Consider the following 22,029-nt stretch of genomic DNA (forward strand, 5'->3'; position numbering starts at 1 on the left):
GCTATGGGTTATTGATTATCGTCCATGGTCTTTCATTAAAAATAGCTCAACCACCATTTATCCTTATTGCCCCGCTTATACTGGTCAAACTTCCTGCAGATCGGATACAGCAACAAGATCACCGAAACCCAAACGACATACACTACCCAAAGTGGAAATCCGTATCCGGGAATTGGATTCTCACTAATGCCCCAAGTGACCAAAACCATGTTTTTTTCCCAACCAAAACCAGTCAAAGTCGCTAATCCAAAAGCGATCAAATGGATCAGGTAAATATGGATGATGTAGAAAAAGAACGGGACACGGCCGAAAGTAGAGATGAAATCCACCGCCTTTCCTTTCCATTTCTCGGAATTGGCCAAGAGCAGCAATGTCCCGCCCAAAGTCATCAACAAGAACGAAAGTGACGGCGGGTATTTCGTTGGATTAAGAAATGACACCAGGCTTTTGGAAATGACACCGAATTGCTGGAAATCGATAGGATCGCCATAGACATTGCTCCATCTTAGGGTGACAAACAGCACTAATGCCATCGCACCCATCAAATTAAAAGTACGCGTTCTTGTACCCGCATCGACGTTACCATCATAGTAAGAACCGAGAACATAGCCCAAGGACATCACTGCGATCCAGGGTATGATGGGGTAACCGACAACAAACATCAGATTATCGGATAGCATAAATATATTGAGCTGATGCAGCAATGCCCAACCTATTGAATCGTCCGAACCGACATCATCCAGCAGATTATGCCCAAAAATCAGCACAAGGCTCAAAACCAGCAAAATACGCCTCTCCAAATACACCAATCCCGCCAAAACGATCATGCTGATACCCAAGGACCATATGACTTGCAACAAAATCGTCCCATGCCCAAAATCAAACAGCCATCCGAAATTCACAAGTGTAAGTTCTACGAAAATCAGCCAAATCCCCCGTTTCAAAAGAAATGCTGACAATTCATTCTTGGACTTTCTCCTACCAACCAGATAGGCCGACATACCGGCCAAGAGACTGAATGCAGGGGCGCAGAAATGAGTGACCCAGCGGGTAAAGAAAATCGGCAAAGTCGTTCGAGTCGGATCTGCCGGATCAAACAAAAAAGCCGGTGCATGCACATAATCGCGGACATGGTCCAAGGCCATGATGATCATCGCCAAGCCTTTTACGAAATCGAGGGAAGTGATTCTGTTGTGGTTTACAGGAATATAATTCATCAAAAATCAGATTGGACTTTGCCGTTTATTTGTTTCGAAAAAAGAACTGGAAAATGGTCCAAGGGCCATAGTCCAACTCTTAAGCAACTCATTTTTTACATTTATTTCTTAAACATTAATTCCCCTTTATCATATTCCACCGGTTCGAGGCTCATCAGATACAAATACAACGCCTCCAAGTCCTCATCGGTCATGCGCGAAAACGGACCCCAATGCATTTGGGAAATATTGATCAATCGACCCTGACGGAACCGCTCTTTCCACTCGTCCACTGTCTTGAATTTGGAAAGGGCACTATTGGGATGGGGTGTGATATTGGGTGTCCGCATCCAAGCCTCGGGGTCTCCACCAACTGCAAGTGCAAACTCCGGCCAAGGCTCAAACTCCATTCCCCCGGCGTACTCTGGACCAATGGCTTCAAAAGTCATCAGGTCCCTGTTTGTATGGCATCCCACACAATTGGCTACATACCTTGCAAGGTACTCCCCTCTTTCGATCGTCGCCTCCATTGGAGGAGCTTTCGGATAGGGCTTGGGGTTTTCGATCGGATGAAATGAAGATGCAAAAACACGCACAGCTTTGCCCATAAACGTCCATTCATTGGCACCAACCTCGTTTTGCACAGGCTCCATGGTCCGCAAATAGGATACCACGGCGATCAAGTCCTCGTCGGCCATATCCCAAAACGGCATCAGTACAGACATCGTCGCCGTGCCGTCCGGCTTGACCGCATGGCGCATCATACGAAACAATTCTCCATCCGAATACCTCCCAATTCCGGTGATTGGATCAGGAGTCAAATTCCTCGTAAACATACTTCCAAGAGGGCCCATGGTGAATCTGACTCCTCCACTGAGTGGAATTGCTTGGCCGGCATCAGCGGCTATCATGTCCTTCACAGAGCCCACATGGCAATTGGAGCAATGGGCAGGGCCATGCACGAGGTATTTTCCACGTGCGATTACGGTCGAATCCGTGCTTACCTCAAGATTTGGATAGGCAATGTCATACTTTTTGTCGTAGGCCATCTGCACGTATGCAACAAATCCCCCGATGACAACAATCAGGAGAATCAATATTCCGAAGATGATTTTCTTTAACATGGCGTTGGATCAGTTTGTGGTTGGATTTGGTGAGTCTCCGTTAATACTCAAAGTGTTCATTTTCAATTGTATTCATTCACCTTCCTACTTCGAAAATCTTCATGAGCATCAACGTGAGAGAAAGCTCAGCTACTTGAAATTTACTGGAACAATAACCTAGGCATCCAGTCTGCCTACACCCTCTTGGCGCATAGGAATCATAAGAACCTATTGACGCTTATTCCACTGAAGTGCCATTTCTGTGATAAGCAATGGAATCACCCAGGATACCCAAATCAAGGTAGCGCCCCGTTCCAGGAAATTCGCGTTTTCTACAATGGGCGGATAACTGTTCAAAAACCGAAACAGGACAAAGGCAAACGTGACGACATAGCTTCTGATCATCCATTCTTTGTGCAAATTGATCCGCTTCAAAAGCACAAATCTGAAAGCCATGCCAGTAGTCGATATCCAGGCAAAGGCTAAAACGATCAGTGAAAGTGCCCAATTCCAATGAATCGCCATCCCAGTGGTGAGCGCGAGGGTAATCGAACTCATCGAACCGACAAAAATCCCAGCCACATAGAGTCTTCCCATCCAGCGGTGGACATGCAGGTACCTGTTTCTGAAACCTGCCCAAAACTGAAACGGACCCAACACCAATGCCAACAATCCCCCGGAAATATGTCCCACCAAAGGCCATTTCATGCCCCAAAACCTGCCAAACACTTCCTCATCCAATCCAAAGTATGGAATGGCATCTTCAATGATATACTTTATGGCAAACAGGATCAGCAAAATCCAAAAAGCCAGTTTCAGCCAGGATTGGCGGGTGTCGGGAACAAGGGTAAGAGGTTTGGGCATGGCTTTAAATTGGATGGAAAACCGTGTGGCACTGGATTCACGGGTATTCTATGACAAGAGAACGGATCGGTCCTAGCGCGCGAATGCGTCGCTTAATTTTTTGGTGTCTACATATTGTTGAAAGGCGACCACTTTCCCATCCTTTAAGGTCCAGAAATGTGCCACCTGTGCATTGTAATGATTCCCATTCTTATGAAGGGCATCGTAGCGCAGAGTGGCCAACACTTTACCGTTGAACATCTCGTGCAACACAATATCCTTCAGATTGAAATATTCATGATCCGCGCCGATCCGGGCAAAAACGCCATTCAATACTGCTTGAGGCCCGATATATGGATTGCCATCAGCATATAGATTCCCTTCTGCTTCATTCCAGGCTATGTTTGAATCCATACTCGCCAAAACGGTAGGGATATCGCCGATGGCAAAAGCATTATAAAGACCATCAATTATTGACCGGTTTTGAACCGCGTTTTCTTGTTCATGTTCAAGTGTTTTCATAAAATGGGTTTTCTTGCTAAGGGTAAATGAACCTATACTTCTACTTTCCAATTCAAGTTCCTGGCAAACTGCTTTTACTCAGCTTTGACATCTTGCCAATAAGCGCATTGCTGAATAAAATTTACTCATTCCATTTTTGGATATGAAGGTATCAGGGACGAAACAACCCCTTTTCTTTCCGAATTATTGGAATTATTTACCCTACAAAAAATATCCAAATCTTATTCCTTCATTATTACCAGGGTTTTGATGCTTCCAAGTCGGTAGGTAAAACCGAAAGTAAAAAATCTTACTTCGAACTATGAGCTACTTGGAAATTGATAGCCAAAAAGCACAATTTTCTTTTCGACCGATAGGTCTGTTCAATTTGGAATCAACTCATCCGATTTGCCCCCGAAAAACAATGAAGACTTAGATTAAGTGGAAAGTTGATAATGTGGCTAAATGAAACACAATTGCTCAAAATCGCCAATTCAACGATACTCGTGATCAGGGTCAGCCAAAGGACACGATCCGTGATCCCATCTAAAAATTCGCTTTCTGATTGCGGAATCGGGAAGAGGTATTTGCAGCAAAGTCGCCTGCCACGCTTTTCCTCAGAAAAATCGAAAAAACCGGGCATTGGCAAAAAATCTACCCAAATTGCCGCCGCCCGATCCAATCAACTAAACTATCTGTGTTTGTTCAATCAGGGTTACTCAAATAAATTACTTGCTTGGTCGACTGAGGTCTTTATCCAATTTGTACACATAGCTCCAAGTATTCTGGAGAGAAGAACGAAATGCTGCCTGAAGTTCATCCTTTTTGGCTTTTCCTGCACTTTTTTCAACCGTTTCCCAAACTGCCTCCTGAACAATATCCATGGCAGCATAATCTTTGTAAGGCATCACATGGTGAAAACTTGGGCTTTCGGGCCCTGATGTTTGCCATTGGTACCAATAGCCAGGGGTTTCCATACCAGCAGCTTTTCTGATTTTTTCCACCTCTTTGACCACCTCCATCATTTTGTACCCGTGAGTTGGGCTAAGGTCGTAAAATGATACTCTGATCACATCTTCTGTCAGCTGCGATGCTTTGCTGATCCCGGGTTGAAATCGGGTCACATGCGAAGTGGCTTTTTCGATGTGGGGATTGATCAAGTTCATGGCATGAATCTGGCATTTATTCCCAGGCTCATCAGTTTTATCCATTTCTGCCCAGTTGGCCATATCGGACGCCAGCACAAAAACGCTCCCCTCTCCCTGTTGCCTTTGCCATAGCCTCCAGGTCCACTCACCTTTGTTTTCAAGGTAGCAGGCTTTCCAAGCCTTTACGCCTTCCCTGAACTGCATTTCGTGACCTGGCTTGATCGTAAATTCAGTCACAGACATCAAGCGACCTAGCGGTTCGGTCTGCGCTAGGGACGATGAAGGCAAAGTCCAATTCAGGGCCAGCACCATCATCGCAATGGTGAAACAATTCAATTCTTTTTTCATAGTATCTTATTTAAGGTTATCTAAAAACTCAGGCCAATCTCCCTTTTTAATGCGGGATTTCGGTGCGGCCTAGGACAGAAATAGGCAAAAAGTGTCCCAATGAGGGATTTTCTCTATCGGAGCGTGTATAGGCCAAAATCGTTGGAAATCAAATACATATTTTTATGCTTATATTACCTTGATGAAACGTTTTTTATGGTCTCTGCTACTTTTTTTGCCATTGAGCCTAATGGCTCAAATAACTGTTAAAAACGGCATCCATGAGTACCAGCAGGTCTTTGAGGTAAACGATGATTTCGGCCCGGAGTATCTTGATGTGCTGGAGCGCCACCTACCCGAAATCAAAAATGTGAGCCTGCGCTTCCGTGTCTACAATGATCTCGGATACTATTACCATACCCGAAACCTAAGCCGCGCATTGGAAATTATTGAGGAAGGCTTGGAAGAAGTCAGACATGCAGAAAACAAGCTTTGGGAAGGCCGCCTACAAGTGTCTCAAGGCGCTATTCTCCTGAGAATGGAAGAACTCGATATGGCGGAGATGGTTCTTAGAAGTGCCAAAGAAAAGATTCCCGAGGAAGAATCCTGGTTATTGATGACCAATCTAGGCTATGTCTATGAGCGGAGGGGAGAATTGGCGGAAGCGTTCCGATTTGCAGAAGAGACCCTGAAATTAGGCGAAAAATATCAGGACAAAAAAGCCATTGCGATGGCGTATTCGGACATGAGCAACCTTTTTTGGAAGCAGGGGAAGTATGACATGGGCGTCGAGTATGGCCAAAAATCTTTGGCTTTGTTTGAAGAAAGGGGCATCAATGACTTGGATTACGATTTCACGCTGCATGTAATGGGAAACAACCTGATAGATCTAGGCCGCTTGGATGAGGCCCTGCCCTACCTAGACCTTGCAGCGGAGATTGGGGAGCAGTATGGCTTCTACAACAACCTCAGTGACACCTACATTGCTATGTGCCAACTTCACTCCAAAATGGGAGAACTCCAAAAAGCCGAGCAATCCGGCAAAGCAGCTCTCAAATATGCAAAGCTATTGGAAAACGATTTTATGATCATCCGTTCGCTTCTTGCGCTCGGGAAACTGAAAAATGAAGAAAAACAGTTTGGCAACGCAATCGCTTATTTGACTGAAGGCATTCGACTTGCAGGCGACAATTTTGGGGACGACTTTCACCTAAGCCTGATTTTCTTCGAATTGAGCAGAGCCTACGAAGGCACCCTAGAATTTGACAAAGCGATTGAGGCTTACAAAAAATACCATTACCTCAATGGAAAAGTCTTTGATGTAGCCACGGACAACAAATTAGCTGAAATCCAAACCCGTTTGGAACTCAGGGCTAAGGAAAATACCATTTCACTCCAAACCGAAAAACTTAAGCAACAAAAAGTGCTTCAGCTTTTCATCATGACATTAGCAGGGTTTCTTGTGCTATTCCTTTTCCTTCTCTTCAGGGTTTTTTTAAAAAAACAGAAATACAGTTTGCTGCTGGAAAAACAGAATTGGGAGAAGGAATTTCTTCTCAAAGAAGTACACCATCGTGTAAAAAACAATCTGCAGACAATTTCGAGCCTATTGTCTTTGCAGGCGGCACATATTGCTGATCCTGACCTGCAGACGATCATGACGGAAAGTCAAAACAGGGTACAAAGTATCGGCATGATCCACCAAAATCTCTATCAAGGAGAGAATCTCTCCGCCATTGAAATGAAGAAATATTTTTTGAGTCTCGGATCTTTTATCATTGATTCGTTCGATGCAGTAGACAGGGTATCGCTGGACTGTCCAATGGAAGAATTGGAACTGGATGTAGACCGGGCTATCCCAATTGGCCTGATTGTCAATGAACTTATGACCAATTGCCTGAAGTATGCATTTCCAGAAAACAGAAAAGGGAAAATTTCAATCAGCCTTTCAGAATTAGATTCCCACCTTCATTTAACCGTGGCGGATGATGGCATAGGGTATTGCCAAAAAGAACATATAAACAATCAAGGATTTGGAATCCATTTAATTAAACTGTTGACGCAGCAATTGAACGGAAAAATGACCTTGACGACACAAAGGGGAACTGAAGTTTCCTTCGAATTCCAAACCATAAAAGCAGCATGACAAACAGAACCAGGCTCATGATCGTCGAAGATGACATGATCATAGCAGCTAATATTTCCCTCCAGCTCAGCAACCTAGGCTATGAAGTCACTGGGATTGAGACACGTGGAGAAGACGCAATCAACCATGCACTCGAAAACCATCCTGATATTATTCTGATGGACATCCAGCTCAAGGGGAAAATCGATGGCGTGGAAGCAGCCAAAGCGATTCAAAAAACATTGGACATCCCCATCGTCTACCTGACGGCAAATTCCGACGACGCCTCTTTCGAAAGGGCTAAGGAAACCCGCCCATATGCATTCATCTCCAAACCATTCAATAAACTGAATCTCGAACGCACTATAGCACTGGTGGTCGAAAAAATCAACGAACACCCAGCACCAGATACAGAGCAAAACCACCTGATCGAGGGACTGGAAGACCGGATTTTTATCAGAACCAATGGCAAATTGGTCAAGGTCATGTTGGACGAGATACTTTACTTAGAGGCTGATAGAAATTACTGCCACATCTACACCAAAGACCAGGATTACCTGATCGTAAACACATTGAACATAGTATGCGAAAAACTCACGAACAAAAATTTCCTCCGGGTTCACAGGTCATTCGTGGTTAACCTCAAAAAACTGGATGCGGTGGCAGATTCCTATTTGGAGATCAACAACAAGGTCCTCCCAATCGGAAAAATGTACAAGGAAGACCTCATGAAAAACATCCAAAAAGTCTGAACTCAAGAAAACAATCCATTAAAACGGAAGCGAGATGATGAATTGCGTCCCGCTTTCCTCCGAGCTCTCCACCCGGATATCACCGCCATGGGCCTTGACGATATCATAACTCAGGCTAAGTCCAAGCCCAGTCCCCGAACCGGTCGGTTTGGTGGTAAAAAAAGGTTGGAAGATTTTTTCCCTGATATGTTCAGGTATACCGCTCCCATTGTCGAGCACCATTAGCTCTACCCTATCTGGCTTTTTGGAAGTCTTGACCGTGACGGTAGGCTTGAATCCATCGGAACGCTGTTTTGATTTTTCATTGACCGCGTAGAATGCATTGTTCACGAGGTTCAGCAAAACCCTCCCCATGTCCTGTGCGACTAGGCCGACTTTGGGGATATTGGGATCAAAGTCCATTTTGAAATCCGCATTGAATGACTTGTCCTTTGCCCTCATTCCGTGGTAGGCAAGGCGGAGATATTCGTCGGCCAAAGCATTGATATCGGTCGGTACTTTCTCTCCCGATTGCTTACGGCTGTGTTCCAGCATGCCTTTGACAATCGAATCCGCCCGCTTGCCGTGGTGCCTAATCTTTTCCAAATTCTGCTTGATATCTTCCAAAATCTCGTCCTCCTCTGTCTTTTGTCTTGAGTCTTGAGTCTTGAGTCTTGAATCTTTTATCTCCTCAACCAACTCCACGCTCACCTCTGCGAAATTGTTCACAAAGTTCAGGGGGTTTTGTATTTCATGGGCGATGCCAGCGGTTAGCTCTCCAAGCGAAGCCATTTTTTCGGATTGGATCAGCTGCGCTTGGGTTTCCTGAAGGGTGTCCAAGGCAGAATTGAGCTGATTGAAGGATTCAGCATTTTCCAAGGCAATCGCCGTGTAAAGGGCAATCGACCGCAGCATGTAGACATGGTAATCCGTAAAAGCGTTCTTGTTGAAGCTCTGGACTGTGACCACACCAAACAGTTTGCCTTTGGACACCAGCGGGAGATAAATCAATGAAGCGGGACTTTTGCCCTCTATCGGCGTGGGCATTTTTTGAAGAAAACGCGAATAGTCCTTCTCAAGGTCTTGGATAATGATCTCTTTTCCGGTGGAAAAACAAACCGCAGCCAAACGGTTGGGGTCGTTGACCGCATTGGAATAGGGAGGCAAAGGATGCCCATTTTCATAGGTGGCAGGAAAGTCCAAGGCCTTGTTCGCATCATGGTAAATTCCTATCCCGAATATGGAGGCATCCATCAGGCCGTTGACGTTGTCGTACACGGTGCCGATGATCTTCTCGACCGAAAGGGAGGAAGTGATCTTTCGTCCGATTTCTCCCAAAAGCTCAACGTTGTTGTAAGATTTCTGTAGGATATCTTTTTGGGCGGCAAGCTCTTTGGCCTTGGCATCGATTTCCTGCTTTTGCTTCAGCAGCAAGCGATTTGCCTTTTGTTTTTGGCGGATATTACGCAGCAAGAGAAATGCCGCCACTAGAATCAATACCAAGACAACGAGTGAACTGTATAGGAAATTTCGCTGCAGCCTTTGCTGTTCGCTGAGTAGGGCGATTTGATCCTCTTTCATTTCCAACTCATAATCGTGCTCCAGGACCAAAGACCGGTTCTTGACCTTGTCATTGACCATGCTGTCCCGGTAGCTGATGTAGTTTTGGAAAAAAGAAAGGGCATTCTTGTAGTCATTTTTCTTGGCATAGGCCTCGGCGAGCGAAGCGGAGTTATCCCGCAAGTCTTCCATGATACCCAGGTCCTGTCCCCAACGATAGCCCAAATCCCCATAATACACCGCACTGTCAAGATTCCCTTCCTTCAAATGGGCTCGGGCCAAGATTCCATATATCCAACCGTACAAACTAGGTCGACGTAACTTGTTGTTCATTGTCAATGACTCATATCCCTTTTCGAAGGCTTTGGGGAGATTGTCCATTCGGACATACACATCAGCGATATTACTGATCGGAACTAGGCTGTCTAAGTCGGTGAGGGAATAGGACAAAGCTTTTTCATATGAGGCAATCGCCTCATTTGGCCTATCGGATAGCCGGTAATTCTCACCCAACCCATTGTAAAGGCCCGCCAAACCAGACTGACCGAATCCGAGCTGCTGATTGAGTTCGATCAACTCTTGCAGGTATCCGCTGCCTTTTTCATATTCCCCAATCAAGATATAGACGTCTGCAAGGTTACTCAAAGCAGAAAATCTGGAAACAGGTTCATCCAATTCCTCGGCGAGTTTCAATGCTTCCACCCCATAATCAAGCGCTTTTGTATAGTCCCCCAATGCGGTGGACCGCGATGATATCTCATTTTGGGCCAACAACAAAAGGCGCTTGTCCCCTAGCTTTGTCGCGATCTCTTCTGCCTTAGTCAGCAAGCGGGCACTCTCGCGAATATCCTCTCTTTGCTTGAAGCCTGAAAGCCTGTAGTAAACCCATACGAGAAGCAATTCGTCGTTTGTTTCCTTGGCGATTCGCTCAGCCTGGAGAATTAGGTTCTCTGCTGAATCAACCTGATTTTTACTGGCCTGCAGCCGCGCCTGCGTCAATAATGCAAATCCCCCTCCTCGGGGATAATCAAGCCTTCTTGAGAGTTCCAAAGCCTCATTCCCATACTTTTCCAAATCTTCATTTGAAAGTCTCGGAGCGGCGTTGCAGAGCTCATTGAGTCGGTTGACACGGGCCGTATCCTGCTTGGTATAGGACTCCAGCTGCTTCTTGAGTGCTTCGATCTCATAGGATTGTCCAAGGCAAAAAAAGGACATGCAAAGTGATGCTACAAAGAGTAGAAGTTTCTTCATAAATGGATCTCGTTGGAAGTGGGCAAACAATCTTCGGAATTTAAGGAAATAACCACCAAATGCGCAATCCGGAGATATAAAAACAAAAATTAATTGGACACAACGTTGTATTCGGTGGATCGAATATGGGAACCAAGAGATCGGAACTCGGTTCGCGGTTGTTTAAGAATAATTGTCCATGACCTGATCCTTGTCTTGAAAGAGCCTCTTTTGATGAAAACCAAAGATGATTCTCCCGGCCTTTCGGATATTCTTTGATGTTTCTGGTTTTTCCACCTTGACTCATATCATGGCAAACGCTGACCTAGATCATGATTTTTGAGCGCTTTACTGGATACCTTCAATCCCAGAATTGAAACAGTAAATCCAATCCAACAACATAACCTACACCGCCATGAATACGACCAAATATGAAACCGCCTTTTCGGAAGCCGACGAGATGCTCGACCAAGCAAAAGAAGAACTTTGCCGTCCCCAGGAGGACGTCGTACACTACAATGTCTGCAAACATGCCTACAAAGCCATCGAAAAGTACATGGCGGGATACCTAATGCACCGCGGTGTGGAAATCCATAATAACAGTCATATCAAGGAACTTCTCAGCCAATGCAGGAAAATCGACAGCAAATTCAATGACCTCAATTACGACCCTGTCATCAGCGCCGAAGATCCCGAAAAGCTCATGATGAACCTGCATACCGCACAGACATTCCTTCGCCTCGCCGAAAAGACCCGGGATTACGTCCGCAATTAAATCCCCGAATGCCCCATCAGCGACAGGCAAAAACCACCAACCCTTTCCATTCCCCTTAGCAAAAAAGTCATGGAGAACAAAAAATTCAAATATCCCGGCACCCGTGTAGCCTTGGACGGCAACACCGTGGCGATCATGTGCGAGCGCGAATCATCAGACGCAGCCGGCGCCTATCCCATCACGCCCTCCACACAAATGGGCGAATATTGGGCCGAAGAAGCAGCAAAAGGCCATCTGAACATCTCGGATCGGCCTCTTATTTTTATCGAACCCGAAGGCGAACATGCCGCCGCGGCCGTGACAGCGGGACTTTCCATGACGGGATTGCGTTCGACGAATTTCTCCTCGGGACAAGGGATCGCGTACATGCACGAGTCGCTTTACGCTGCCGTGGGAAAGAGGCTTACCTACGTCCTCAACATCGGCGCCCGTGCGATGACCAAGTCCACACTCAATGTCCATGCCGGCCACGACGACTACCATGCGATAGACGATACGGGTTTCTTCCAGCTTTTTGCCAAAAAAGCCCAACACGTGGCTGACCTCAATATCATTTCCCACAGGATAGCTGAGTTGGCGCTCAATCCCGGCGTGATCGCCCAAGATGGATTTTTGACCACTCACCTGATCGAGTCGCTGCTGCTTCCCGAGCGGGAATTGATCAAGGAATACCTCGGGAGGCCGGATGACATCATCGACACCCCAACCCCGGCCCAAAAAATAATTTATGGGGAAAAACGGCGCCGCATCCCAGAACTCTGGGACGTGGACAATCCCATGATGGCCGGCATTGTGCAAAACCAAGACTCTTATATGCAGAGCGTGGCCGCACAAAGACCATTCTTTTTTGACCATATCAAAGAACTGACTGACCAGGCATTTGAGGAATACTACCAACTGACAGGACGCAGGTACAGCCGCGTAATGACTTACAAAACCGATGATGCGGACTACCTGATCCTCGGTCAGGGCTCGGTCGTTTCGAGTGCGGAAGCGGTGGTGGATTATTTGAGAAAAACCAGGGGAATCAAAGTCGGCGTGGTTGACCTCGTGATGTTCCGCCCATTCCCCGCCGACCTTTTGGCCCAAGTGCTGAAAGGCAGAAAAGGTGTAACTATCCTGGAAAGGCTCGATCAACCCCTAGCCGAAGATGCGCCCATTATGCGGGAAACAAGGGCCGTCCTTACCAAATGCATCGAAAACGGCAGCTACAAAAAAGACCTTCCTTACCCCGAACTTCCCTCCTATTCCTCAGCCGACCTGCCACCGCTTTATGCTGGATCATTTGGCATGGGAAGCCGCGACTTGCAGCCGGAGGGTATCATCGGCGCAGTCGAAAATATGTTGCCGCTCGGCAAACACAAAAAGAGATTCTACCTTTCCATTGATTTTATTCGGGACAATGCCTTCACGCCCAAGCAAAGGGCGCATCAGGAAACCATTCAGGATGCCTATCCACATGTCAAGGAATTGGCGGTGCATGGTTCCGAAAACCCCAATCTGATGCCAAAAGGTGCCATTACGGTCCGCTTCCACTCCATTGGTGGCTGGGGTGCGATCACGACCGGAAAAAACCTTGCCATGACGCTCTTTGACCTGCTTGGGTATGACATCAAGGCAAATCCAAAATACGGCTCGGAGAAAAAAGGGCAGCCAACGACCTATTATTTGGCAGCGGCACCCGAGCCCATCAACATCAACTGCGAGTATTTCTTCGTGGACGTGGTGCTTTCTCCCGACCCCAATGTATTCAAGCATACCAATGCCCTTGCCGGACTGATAAATGGCGGAACGTTCATCATCCAAAGTGAGCGAAAAACCGCCGACGAAGTTTGGGCGGATATTCCCAAGCATTACCAAAAATTGATCATCGACAACAACATTCGGATATTCTACCTCGACGGATTTAAAATCGCCCGGGAGGAGGCTTCCGATCCTGAACTTCAATTGCGGATGCAGGGAATTGCTTTCCAAGGGGCATTCTTCGCGGCTTCACCTTTGATGGAAAAAGCGGGACTGACCGATGTGGCGTTGTTGAAAGCCATCGAAGAGCAATTGCAGCACAAATTCGGCGGCAAAGGGCAACGCGTGGTGGATGACAACATGCGTGTCGTGAAGCGGGGATTTGACGAAGTCCATGAAATCAAAAACAAAGTGCTCGGTGCCCAAGCCGAAAAAACCAACGGCCACGCCACGCCGCCAATCCCGAGCATCCTCAAAACCACACCCCAAAGCGAATCCAAATTGAGCGATATCCACCGGTTTTGGGAGCAAACAGGCAACTTCTACCTGACTGGCCAAGGCAACGACAACCTCACCGATCCATTTATCGGGCTGAGTGTGATCCCTGCCACGACTTCTCTCTTCAGGGATATGACGGGCATCCGGTTCGAGCATCCCGAGTGGGTCGCCAATAATTGTACCGCTTGCGGCAATTGCTACACGGTATGTCCCGATACGGCAATACCGGGCTTGGTAAGCGAGCTTTCGGATGTGTTGGACACGGTTTTGAAAAGGGTCAAAAGGAAACACGACAAACTCGAACACCTTCCCAAGACCGTCAAGCAACTCGAACCAAAAATCCGCTCGCTCTTCAAGGAGCCACTCAATGGCGCCACAGTAAACAATCTGATCAACGAGGCTGTCGACACCATGGTCGCCGAGGAACCAAAAGGGTCTTTGGTCTCCACAGAATTGGGCTGGTTCAGGGATGAGTTGGGCGATTTCCAATTTGCATTGACGAAGCCCTATTTCGACAACATCGAGAAAAAACAGCCCAACGGAGGCGGACTTTTCAGCATCACCGTCAATCCCACGACTTGCAAGGGATGTATGGAATGCGTGAAAGTCTGCAACGACGACGCCCTGCGCATCGTGAAGCAGACCGACCAATCCATCGCCAAGTTGCGCGAGGAATGGAGCCTGTGGAGCGATCTGCCCACGACGCCCAAAAAGTTTCAGCGCATCGACGATTTGGAAGAAAAAATCGGCCCGCTCGAAACGATCTTGCTGGACAAGAGCGCTTACCAGAGTTTTGCCAGCGGGGATGGTGCCTGTTTGGGATGTTCCGAAAAATCCGTCGTCCACCTTTTCCTTGCCACAGTGGATTCTCTGATGATGCCAAGAGTGGAAAAACATTTGGCTTATCTGGAAGACCTGATCGGAAAGCTGGAAAAGCATATCCAAGTCAAGCTCATGAATACGGTCAACATCTTGGACACCAACATGATGGCCAAGATCGTTTCTGAAATGAAAGGTGGGGACCTGACCATGTCAGAGATCGCCTCCCGTTTGGAATCTGAAAAAGGCTCCTCTCCGATCGACCAGGAATGGCTTACCGAAACCACCCGGGTCCTTGCCGGACTCAAACACTTGCTCTGGAAATATACCCAAGGCACCACCGGGAAAGGCCGCTCCCACATGGGCATGACCAATGCCACCGGCTGTACCTCTGTTTGGGGAAGTACTTATCCTTACAACCCGTATCCTTTCCCTTGGGCCAACCACCTCTTCCAGGACAGCACTTCAGTTGCCATGGGGATTTTCGAAGGACATATGGCCAAAATGGCCGACGGCTTCAAACTCATCCGAAAAGCCGAAATGGAGCTGAACGGCAAGTACAACGCCCGCGATCAAAAGGAGTTCTTCACCTATTTCAACTGGGAGCAATTCAGTGACGAGGAGTGGAAACTCTGTCCTCCCGTAGTCGCCTTGGGCGGTGATGGGGCCATGTATGACATCGGCTTCCAGAACCTTTCCCGCATGATGGCTTCCGGCAAACCGATCAAAGTCCTTGTCGTGGATACCCAAGTTTATTCCAACACCGGTGGTCAGGCATGTACATCAGGCTTCATCGGGCAGGTATCCGACATGGCCCAATTCGGCAAAGTCTGGAAAGGTAAGCCCGAACCCAGAAAGGAAATCGGCCTGATCGGCATGGCGCATCGCAACACCTACGTCATGCAAGGCACTTTGGCCAACACCAGCCATATGATCGAGGGATTTATCGATGGCCTGATGACCAAAAGACCCGCCTTGTTCAACCTGTACACCACTTGCCAACCCGAACATGGGGTCGGCGACGATATGGGCGTCAACCAAGCGAAAATGGTCGTTGAGTCCAGAGGCTATCCAATTTTCCGCTACAATCCAGACAAAGGTGTCACTCCCCAAGAGGCCTTTGACCTTTCCGGCAATCCGGCGATGGACAAAATCTGGCCGACCTACGAATTGAAGTACCTGGAAAACGGCAGGCAAAAAACCATGGAAGTAGCGATGACTTTTGCGGATTTCGCATTGACGGAGGCCAGGTTTAGGAAGCACTTCAGAAAAGCCCCGCGGGATACATGGAATGAAAACATGATCGTTTTGGCGGATTTCCTTGAATTGCCCGAATCTGAAAGGGAAGGGAAATTCCCCTACATCTGGGCGGTGGACAGAAAACAACTGCTCAGCCGTGTTTTGGTGTCCAAAACCATGGTCCAATCCTGCGAAGAGCGAAGGGATTTCTGGATCATGCTCAAAGCCATCGCCGGCGTCAAGGATCAAATCGCCGCTCCTAAAGAAGACCTAGAAAGCAAGATTCGTGCAGAGGTAGTCGGAAAAATCGCCAAAGGCTTACTGAAACTCGCTGGCGAAGATGGTGCCGGAATCATGGATTTGGCTTTGGAAAATGCTCCTGAGAAAACAACAGAGGCCGCGCCGGCGGCAAAAGGCGATGCCATGGCGCCCTGGTTGGAGACCGAGCAATGTACTTCCTGCGACGAATGCATCAAGCTGAATCCCGCGATCTTCGCTTACAACACGGATAAAAAGGCCTTTATCAAAAATCCCAACGGAGGTCCATACACCGATTTGGTCAAGGCAGCGGAAAAATGCACTGCAGGCGTGATACATCCGGGTTTGCCAGCCGACCGAAACTTCCCCGATGTGGATAAATGGATCAAGAGAGGGGAAAAATTCAACTGAGGCCGTGCTGACTTTCGCATCAAATACCTTCAAACATGGCGTCCATCCGCCCGAAAACAAGGATGAGACCAACAAGCTGCCTATCCGACAGTTTCCCTTCGCGCCTGTGATCATCCTGCCCATGACGCAGCATATCGGCAAGCCGGCCGTTCCCGTAGTCCGGGAAGGCCAAGAAGTGGCTAGGGGGCAATTGGTCGCCAAGGCGGACGGATACATGTCGGTTCCCATGCATGCGCCCGTATCCGGGACCGTCCGAAAGATCACCAATGTACCCTTGATTGGCGGTCAGGTGTCGACAGGCATTTTCATCGAACCCTTTCCTTTTTCGGGACAGGAGGTGCTGGAAGGCGATCCAATTTCACTTCACGCAAGTCCGGAAAAGATCCTCAAAGGTATTCAAGACGCAGGTATCGTTGGACTGGGTGGGGCGGCATTCCCCACGCACGTCAAGCTGAAAATCCCTGAAGGTAAAAATTGCGAATACCTGATTATCAATGGCATCGAATGCGAGCCCTACCTGACGACCGACCACCGTGTCATGCTGGAGCAGTCGGATGATATTTTCATCGGCATCAGGTATTTGCTCAAAGCAACATCCGCCAAGCAAGTGCTCATCGGCATTGAAGCCAACAAACAGGACGCAGCAGACCTGCTGAGTTCCAAAACCCCAATAGATCTTCCAATTCAAGTCAAAGTCGTCCCTGTCAAGTACCCCCAAGGTGCAGAGAAAATGCTCATCACGGCCCTAACTGGACTCGAAGTCCCCTCCGGTGGATTACCGATTGACGTAGGCGCGGTCGTTGTCAATGTGGCGACGACGGCGGAAATCGGAAGATTGCTTCCCCATGGAAGGGGCATTCAAGAGCGTGTGGTAACCATCACCGGTCCTGGCATCAAAAAGAAAGGAAATTACCTGATCCCAATTGGTACACCACTTCGTTATGTTTTGGAGCAGGTCGGCGCGGTGGAAAATATCAGCGAAGTCTACATGGGTGGACCCATGATGGGCGTTTCTGCGTCCAATTTGGACATTTCAATCACAAAAGGCACTTCGGGCATTGTCGTCTTTGGCGATGACAATCTGAAAAAGATCGACAAAATCTATCCCTGCATCAAGTGCGGTGCCTGCGTCGACGCCTGCCCCATTTCCCTCAATCCCTCGCGTTTGGGTATTTTGGCCAAAAACGAGGCCTATGACCTGATGGCTGAGCAATTCCACCTGTTGGATTGCTTTGAGTGCGGTTCATGCTCTTACGTTTGCCCATCCAATATCCCGCTGGTACAATACTTCAGATTGGCAAAAGGAATCGTCAGAAAAAGAAAGGCCGCAAAACCCACCGTCCATGCTTAGCAAGACCCTCCATATCAGCAGTTCGCCCCATATCAACAAGGGCATCAGCACGGACACGATAATGCGAAACGTGGTCTATGCACTGCTGCCCGTGGTCGTGTTTGCGGTCTATGCCTTTGGAACCAATGCCCTGTTCGTCATCCTTGCTTCTTTGGTCGCCTGCGTTGGCACCGAGCACTTGTTATGCGTTTGGTCAGGCAAGCCACGCACAATCTCCGATGGATCGGCAGTAATCACGGGCTTGCTACTCGGGCTGACCTTGCCACCGATCTTCCCGATATGGATGACCATCATTGGTGGCATTCTTTCAATCGCTTTGGGCAAATTTGTCTTCGGCGGCCTGGGCAGCAATCCCTTCAACCCAGCCCTAGTCGGTCGGGCATTCCTGCAAGCAGCATTTCCAGTAGCCATCACGACTTGGTATCCTGCATTTTCCGAAGGTAGATTCACCAACCTCTCCAGGTCGGTTTTTGCATTCCCATTATCCACACCCCAAGTAGACGGGATCACAGGAGCTACCCCGCTTTCCGCATTCAAGTTTGACAAAATGGCTGCCGAAAGCACTGATTTGGCATTAGGCCTTGTGAGTGGTTCGATCGGTGAAACGTCTGCGCTTCTGATTGCCTTGGGAGGGATTTACCTCATTGCGCGTAAGATGATGAACTGGCGCATTCCCGTCTCGATCCTGGGAACCGTGTTTGTCCTCAGTGGTATCCTTTTCCTCATCGACCCAAAACTCTATCCATCCCCAGTATTCATGCTCTTTTCAGGAGGCTTGATGCTCGGAGCGATGTTCATGGCCACGGACATGGTAGGCTCGCCTATCACGCCTCTAGGAGTAGTCATCTATGGAGTATTTATCGGCCTATTAGTCGTGGTGATCAGGATTTGGGGAGGACTGCCGGAAGGCGTCATGTATGCCATCCTGCTGGGCAATGCCCTTTCGCCCCATATCGATAATCTCATCAAACCACGGGTCTACGGCACCAAAAAAACCAAACCATGAGCCAACAACAAACCATATCAACACCGAGCACCGCAAATACCAGCAGCAAGAAAATGTTGACCGCCATGGTAGGTATTGGGGTGATCTGTGCCTTGTTGATTGTCCTGGTCTATGATGGAACGAAGGAAAGGATCGAGCAGCTCCGGGCCGAAGCCTTGGAAAAAGCGGTCTTCAGGGTCCTCCCGGGAGTCAGCAGTTCGCAGATGTTTGAATTGGGAGCCGATGGGATATTCAAACCAGTCACCAAACCCGAGGGGAAAAACCCAGTCGTCTTTGCAGGCTACAATGATGCGGGCGAATTTTTGGGCGTTGCGATCGAAGGCAGCGGACAGGGATATGCAGACATCATTCGGATACTTTACGGTTACAATCCAGAAACCCAAACCATCGTCGGATTTTATGTTTTGGAAAGCAAGGAAACGCCCGGACTCGGAGACAAAATCGAAAAGGTAGACCATTTCCTAGCCAATTTCACCGAACTCTCAGCCAAGCTTACGGCTGACTTTTCGCAAATCGAAAACCAAATCATCCCGGTAAAACAAGGAGCCAAAACCAATCCTTGGGAAGTGGAAGGCATCACCGGCGCCACGATTTCCTCGCGCGCCATCGGCAACATCCTTGGCGAAAGCACGGCAACGATGGTTCCTTTGATTTTCGCCCAAAAAGAAAATTTCAAGAAAAATCCTCACCAAAAATGAGCGCAGGCATTACCAAACATACCGAACCAAAAGCAGGCCCCAGCAGTACCGATGAATTCATCAAAGGACTTTGGCGGGAAAATCCTGTGTTCGTACAGGTTTTGGGCATGTGCCCAACTTTGGCAGTGTCGAATTCCGCCCAAAACGCCTTGGCAATGGGACTTGCAACCGCGTTTGTGCTCGTGATGTCCAATATACTTGTTTCATCTCTGCGCAATTTTATCCCCAAGGAAGTCCGGATCGCCTCTTTCATCCTCATCATAGCCACCTTCGTCACGATAGTGGACTATGCCATTCAGGCCATCAGTGTGGATTTGCACAAAAACCTTGGGGCATTTATCGCCCTTATTGTCGTCAACTGCCTAATCCTGAGCAGAGCCGAAGCTTTTGCATCCAAAAACGGCATCGGCAAATCCATCCTTGACGCGATGGGCATGGGATTGGGTTTTGTATTCGCCCTATTTTGTCTCGGAGCCGTGCGGGAGATCCTAGGTAACGGGACCCTGTTTGGTTTGGCAGTTTTGCCGGAATCCTTCGAAAAATGGATCATCATGATCTTGCCGGCGGGCGGATTCTTCACCTTGGCGGCTTGGCTGCTGCTGTTCAATTTCTTCAAACTCAAAAAGGCAAAAGCATGAATACCGAATCCTATTGGACCATATTGATCAATGCCAGCCTCGTCAACAACTTTGTTTTGGCATACTTTCTCGGTATTTGCCCTTTTCTGGGGGTTTCGGGAAAAATGGAAACCGCGTCCAAAATGGGCGGCGCAGTTACGTTTGTCATGCTCATCAGTTCGGTGTGTGCCTACGGAATACATGCCCTCTTGGTGGCGATCAATGCTCCATTTCTGGAATTGATCAGCTACATCGTCGTGATCGCCGCCACCGTGCAATTGGTCGAGATGTTTATCAAAAAAATGAGCCCTGCACTCTTCCGGGCATTGGGCATTTTCCTCCCCCTCATCACGACCAACTGTGCGATTTTGGGTTTGGCGCTTTTCCAGACTTCAAAGGGCTATGACCTGGACCAAAGCTTGATCTTTGCCATCGGCGCGGGTTTGGGTTTCACGCTCGCCTTGGTATTGATGGCGGGAATCAGGGAGCAGTTGGAATATGCGGAAGTGCCAGACGTGGTCAAGGGAACTGCCCTCACACTGTTGGCAGCGGGATTGCTCTCGCTCACGTTTATGGGATTTTCAGGGTTGGGATAAAAAGGAAATCATGGAAAACATTTGGACATACCTCCTCGCCATCATCGCAGTCATCGGCATCATGCTGCTGTGGGTTTGGGTACAATCCCAATGGCGCGAGACCTTTTCGGAAAACATCTCTGATCCCGATGTCCTCGCCGAGCGAAGGAGCTGCGGCAACTGCGGCTGCACCAAAGTGTGCAACAAGAAACAATCAAATCAAGCATCCATCCACCAAAAAACGATATAGCCATGTCTTACCTATCTGATCTTGATACCAGCAAACAATACAAGGCCAAGGTGAAAAAAACCAAAAGGCTCACACCGGCCAATGTGGAAGAAATCCGCGAAATCCAACTGGAGATCAACAGTCCCGAATTTAAGGTCGAGGTGGACCAAAGTTTTGGGGTACTCGTCTACCACAAAAGCGACTTTGGCAATACCTACCACCACCGCCTCTACAGCGTGGCGGATATTCCAGAACATTCGAAGGGAAAATCGCTCATTACGATGCTTGTAAAGCGCTGCTTTTATGTAGATGATTTCAGCGGGGAAATGTATCCGGGCATCGGTTCCAATTACCTCTGCGACCGGCACGAAGGCGATGAAATCACGGTTACGGGACCGTTTGAATTGCCATTCAAAGTGCCAGACGACAAAAACGCCAACATGATACTCATCGGAATGGGTACGGGAATCGCGCCCTTCCGCGCCTTTATCAAGCATGTCTACAGCCAAGAGAAAGAATGGAAAGGAAAAATCCGCCTGTTTTACGGAGCAAAAAGCGGTCTTGAATTGCTTTACCTGAATGATAAGGACGGCGACCTGACCAACTATTATGACAAAGGAACCTTTGAGGCCTTTCATGCCCTTAGCGCGCGGCCGCATTGGCAGGATCCAATTTTGTTGGACCAAGCCATCGAGCAGCGTGCGGAGGAAATCCTCGAGATGCTGGGTTCAGCCAACACCTATATCTACATCGCCGGCTACGAAAAGGTCAAAGAAAAACTCAACAAGGCCTTCATCAGTATCCTTGGCTCCAAGGAAAAATGGGAAAACCGTAAAGCAGAGCTGATTGCAGGGAAGAAATGGGCGGAAGTGATTTATTAGACTTGAGACATGAGACGCAAGATATAAGACGTGAGATTTGAGATATGAGTGACATGTCCTGAAATAGCTTGACAGAAGAGGTCAGACTAAAATCAGGTTAAATATGACAAAAACGGTTCGGGAATTCAAGCGGTACAGTATTGGCTTCAAGAAGCATGTGGTTGA

Annotated in this window: 17 protein-coding genes; 11 read left to right on the plus strand and 6 right to left on the minus strand. The window is 48.1% G+C overall.

What is annotated here, in order from left to right:
* Positions 1–35 precede the first annotated feature (35 nt).
* From L0U89_RS19285 to L0U89_RS19305, 5 genes are all read right to left on the minus strand, one after another.
* On the minus strand, positions 36–1,217 hold the full coding sequence (locus L0U89_RS19285) for an acetyltransferase domain-containing protein (protein ID WP_234863025.1): 1,182 nt from the start codon (positions 1,215–1,217) through the stop codon (positions 36–38).
* Positions 1,218–1,318: 101 nt separating this feature from the next.
* On the minus strand, positions 1,319–2,320 hold the full coding sequence (locus tag L0U89_RS19290) for a c-type cytochrome (protein WP_234863026.1): 1,002 nt from the start codon (positions 2,318–2,320) through the stop codon (positions 1,319–1,321).
* A 207-nt stretch (positions 2,321–2,527) separates the two neighbouring features.
* Positions 2,528–3,163, minus strand: coding sequence for a DUF2306 domain-containing protein (locus L0U89_RS19295; protein ID WP_234863027.1), 636 nt, complete (start codon positions 3,161–3,163; stop codon positions 2,528–2,530).
* Between the two features lie 72 nt (positions 3,164–3,235).
* Positions 3,236–3,664 carry a nuclear transport factor 2 family protein gene (locus L0U89_RS19300; protein WP_234863028.1) on the minus strand — a complete coding sequence of 143 codons (429 nt, stop codon included), beginning with the start codon at positions 3,662–3,664 and terminating at the stop codon, positions 3,236–3,238.
* Between the two features lie 707 nt (positions 3,665–4,371).
* Positions 4,372–5,139, minus strand: coding sequence for a hypothetical protein (locus tag L0U89_RS19305; protein ID WP_234863029.1), 768 nt, complete (start codon positions 5,137–5,139; stop codon positions 4,372–4,374).
* A gap of 229 nt (positions 5,140–5,368) precedes the next feature.
* Between L0U89_RS19305 and L0U89_RS19310 the strand changes: the two genes are divergently transcribed.
* Both L0U89_RS19310 and L0U89_RS19315 read left to right on the plus strand, forming a co-directional pair.
* Positions 5,369–7,264 (plus strand): tetratricopeptide repeat-containing sensor histidine kinase, encoded by a 1,896-nt coding sequence (locus L0U89_RS19310; protein WP_234863030.1) that lies wholly within the window; start codon positions 5,369–5,371, stop codon positions 7,262–7,264.
* Positions 7,261–7,995: a LytR/AlgR family response regulator transcription factor gene (locus L0U89_RS19315; protein ID WP_234863031.1), complete on the plus strand. Its 735-nt coding sequence runs from the start codon at positions 7,261–7,263 to the stop codon at positions 7,993–7,995. Before L0U89_RS19310 ends, L0U89_RS19315 begins: the two co-directional genes overlap by 4 nt.
* A gap of 18 nt (positions 7,996–8,013) precedes the next feature.
* Here the strand turns inward: L0U89_RS19315 and L0U89_RS19320 are convergent, their stop codons facing one another.
* Positions 8,014–10,785 carry an ATP-binding protein gene (locus L0U89_RS19320; protein WP_234863032.1) on the minus strand — a complete coding sequence of 924 codons (2,772 nt, stop codon included), beginning with the start codon at positions 10,783–10,785 and terminating at the stop codon, positions 8,014–8,016.
* A gap of 394 nt (positions 10,786–11,179) precedes the next feature.
* On the opposite strand from L0U89_RS19320, the gene L0U89_RS19325 reads away from it, so the two are divergent.
* From L0U89_RS19325 to L0U89_RS19365, 9 genes are all read left to right on the plus strand, one after another.
* Positions 11,180–11,539, plus strand: a complete 360-nt coding sequence (locus L0U89_RS19325; RefSeq protein ID WP_234863033.1) for a HEPN domain-containing protein — start codon at positions 11,180–11,182, stop codon at positions 11,537–11,539.
* Between the two features lie 69 nt (positions 11,540–11,608).
* Complete coding sequence (locus L0U89_RS19330; RefSeq protein ID WP_234863034.1) at positions 11,609–16,507, plus strand: 2-oxoacid:acceptor oxidoreductase family protein; 4,899 nt, start codon at positions 11,609–11,611, stop codon at positions 16,505–16,507.
* A 4-nt stretch (positions 16,508–16,511) separates the two neighbouring features.
* A complete protein-coding gene (gene rsxC / locus L0U89_RS19335; protein WP_234863035.1) occupies positions 16,512–17,858 on the plus strand; it encodes an electron transport complex subunit RsxC in 1,347 nt (448 codons plus the stop codon).
* Positions 17,851–18,864 carry an RnfABCDGE type electron transport complex subunit D gene (locus L0U89_RS19340; RefSeq protein WP_234863036.1) on the plus strand — a complete coding sequence of 338 codons (1,014 nt, stop codon included), beginning with the start codon at positions 17,851–17,853 and terminating at the stop codon, positions 18,862–18,864. Before rsxC ends, L0U89_RS19340 begins: the two co-directional genes overlap by 8 nt.
* Positions 18,861–19,562 carry an RnfABCDGE type electron transport complex subunit G gene (locus L0U89_RS19345; protein ID WP_234863037.1) on the plus strand — a complete coding sequence of 234 codons (702 nt, stop codon included), beginning with the start codon at positions 18,861–18,863 and terminating at the stop codon, positions 19,560–19,562. The genes L0U89_RS19340 and L0U89_RS19345 overlap by 4 nt, the downstream gene beginning before the upstream one ends.
* Positions 19,559–20,200, plus strand: coding sequence for an electron transport complex subunit RsxE (rsxE, locus tag L0U89_RS19350; protein ID WP_234863038.1), 642 nt, complete (start codon positions 19,559–19,561; stop codon positions 20,198–20,200). The genes L0U89_RS19345 and rsxE overlap by 4 nt, the downstream gene beginning before the upstream one ends.
* Positions 20,197–20,775, plus strand: coding sequence for an electron transport complex protein RnfA (locus L0U89_RS19355; RefSeq protein ID WP_234863039.1), 579 nt, complete (start codon positions 20,197–20,199; stop codon positions 20,773–20,775). Before rsxE ends, L0U89_RS19355 begins: the two co-directional genes overlap by 4 nt.
* Positions 20,776–20,785: 10 nt before the next feature.
* Complete coding sequence (locus L0U89_RS19360; protein WP_008623279.1) at positions 20,786–21,004, plus strand: hypothetical protein; 219 nt, start codon at positions 20,786–20,788, stop codon at positions 21,002–21,004.
* 2 nt (positions 21,005–21,006) lie between these two features.
* Positions 21,007–21,864 (plus strand): ferredoxin reductase domain-containing protein, encoded by an 858-nt coding sequence (locus L0U89_RS19365; protein WP_234863040.1) that lies wholly within the window; start codon positions 21,007–21,009, stop codon positions 21,862–21,864.
* The last annotated feature ends 165 nt before the right edge of the window (positions 21,865–22,029 follow it).

The organism is Mariniradius sediminis, from assembly GCF_021491425.1.
Classification (GTDB): domain Bacteria; phylum Bacteroidota; class Bacteroidia; order Cytophagales; family Cyclobacteriaceae; genus Mariniradius; species Mariniradius saccharolyticus.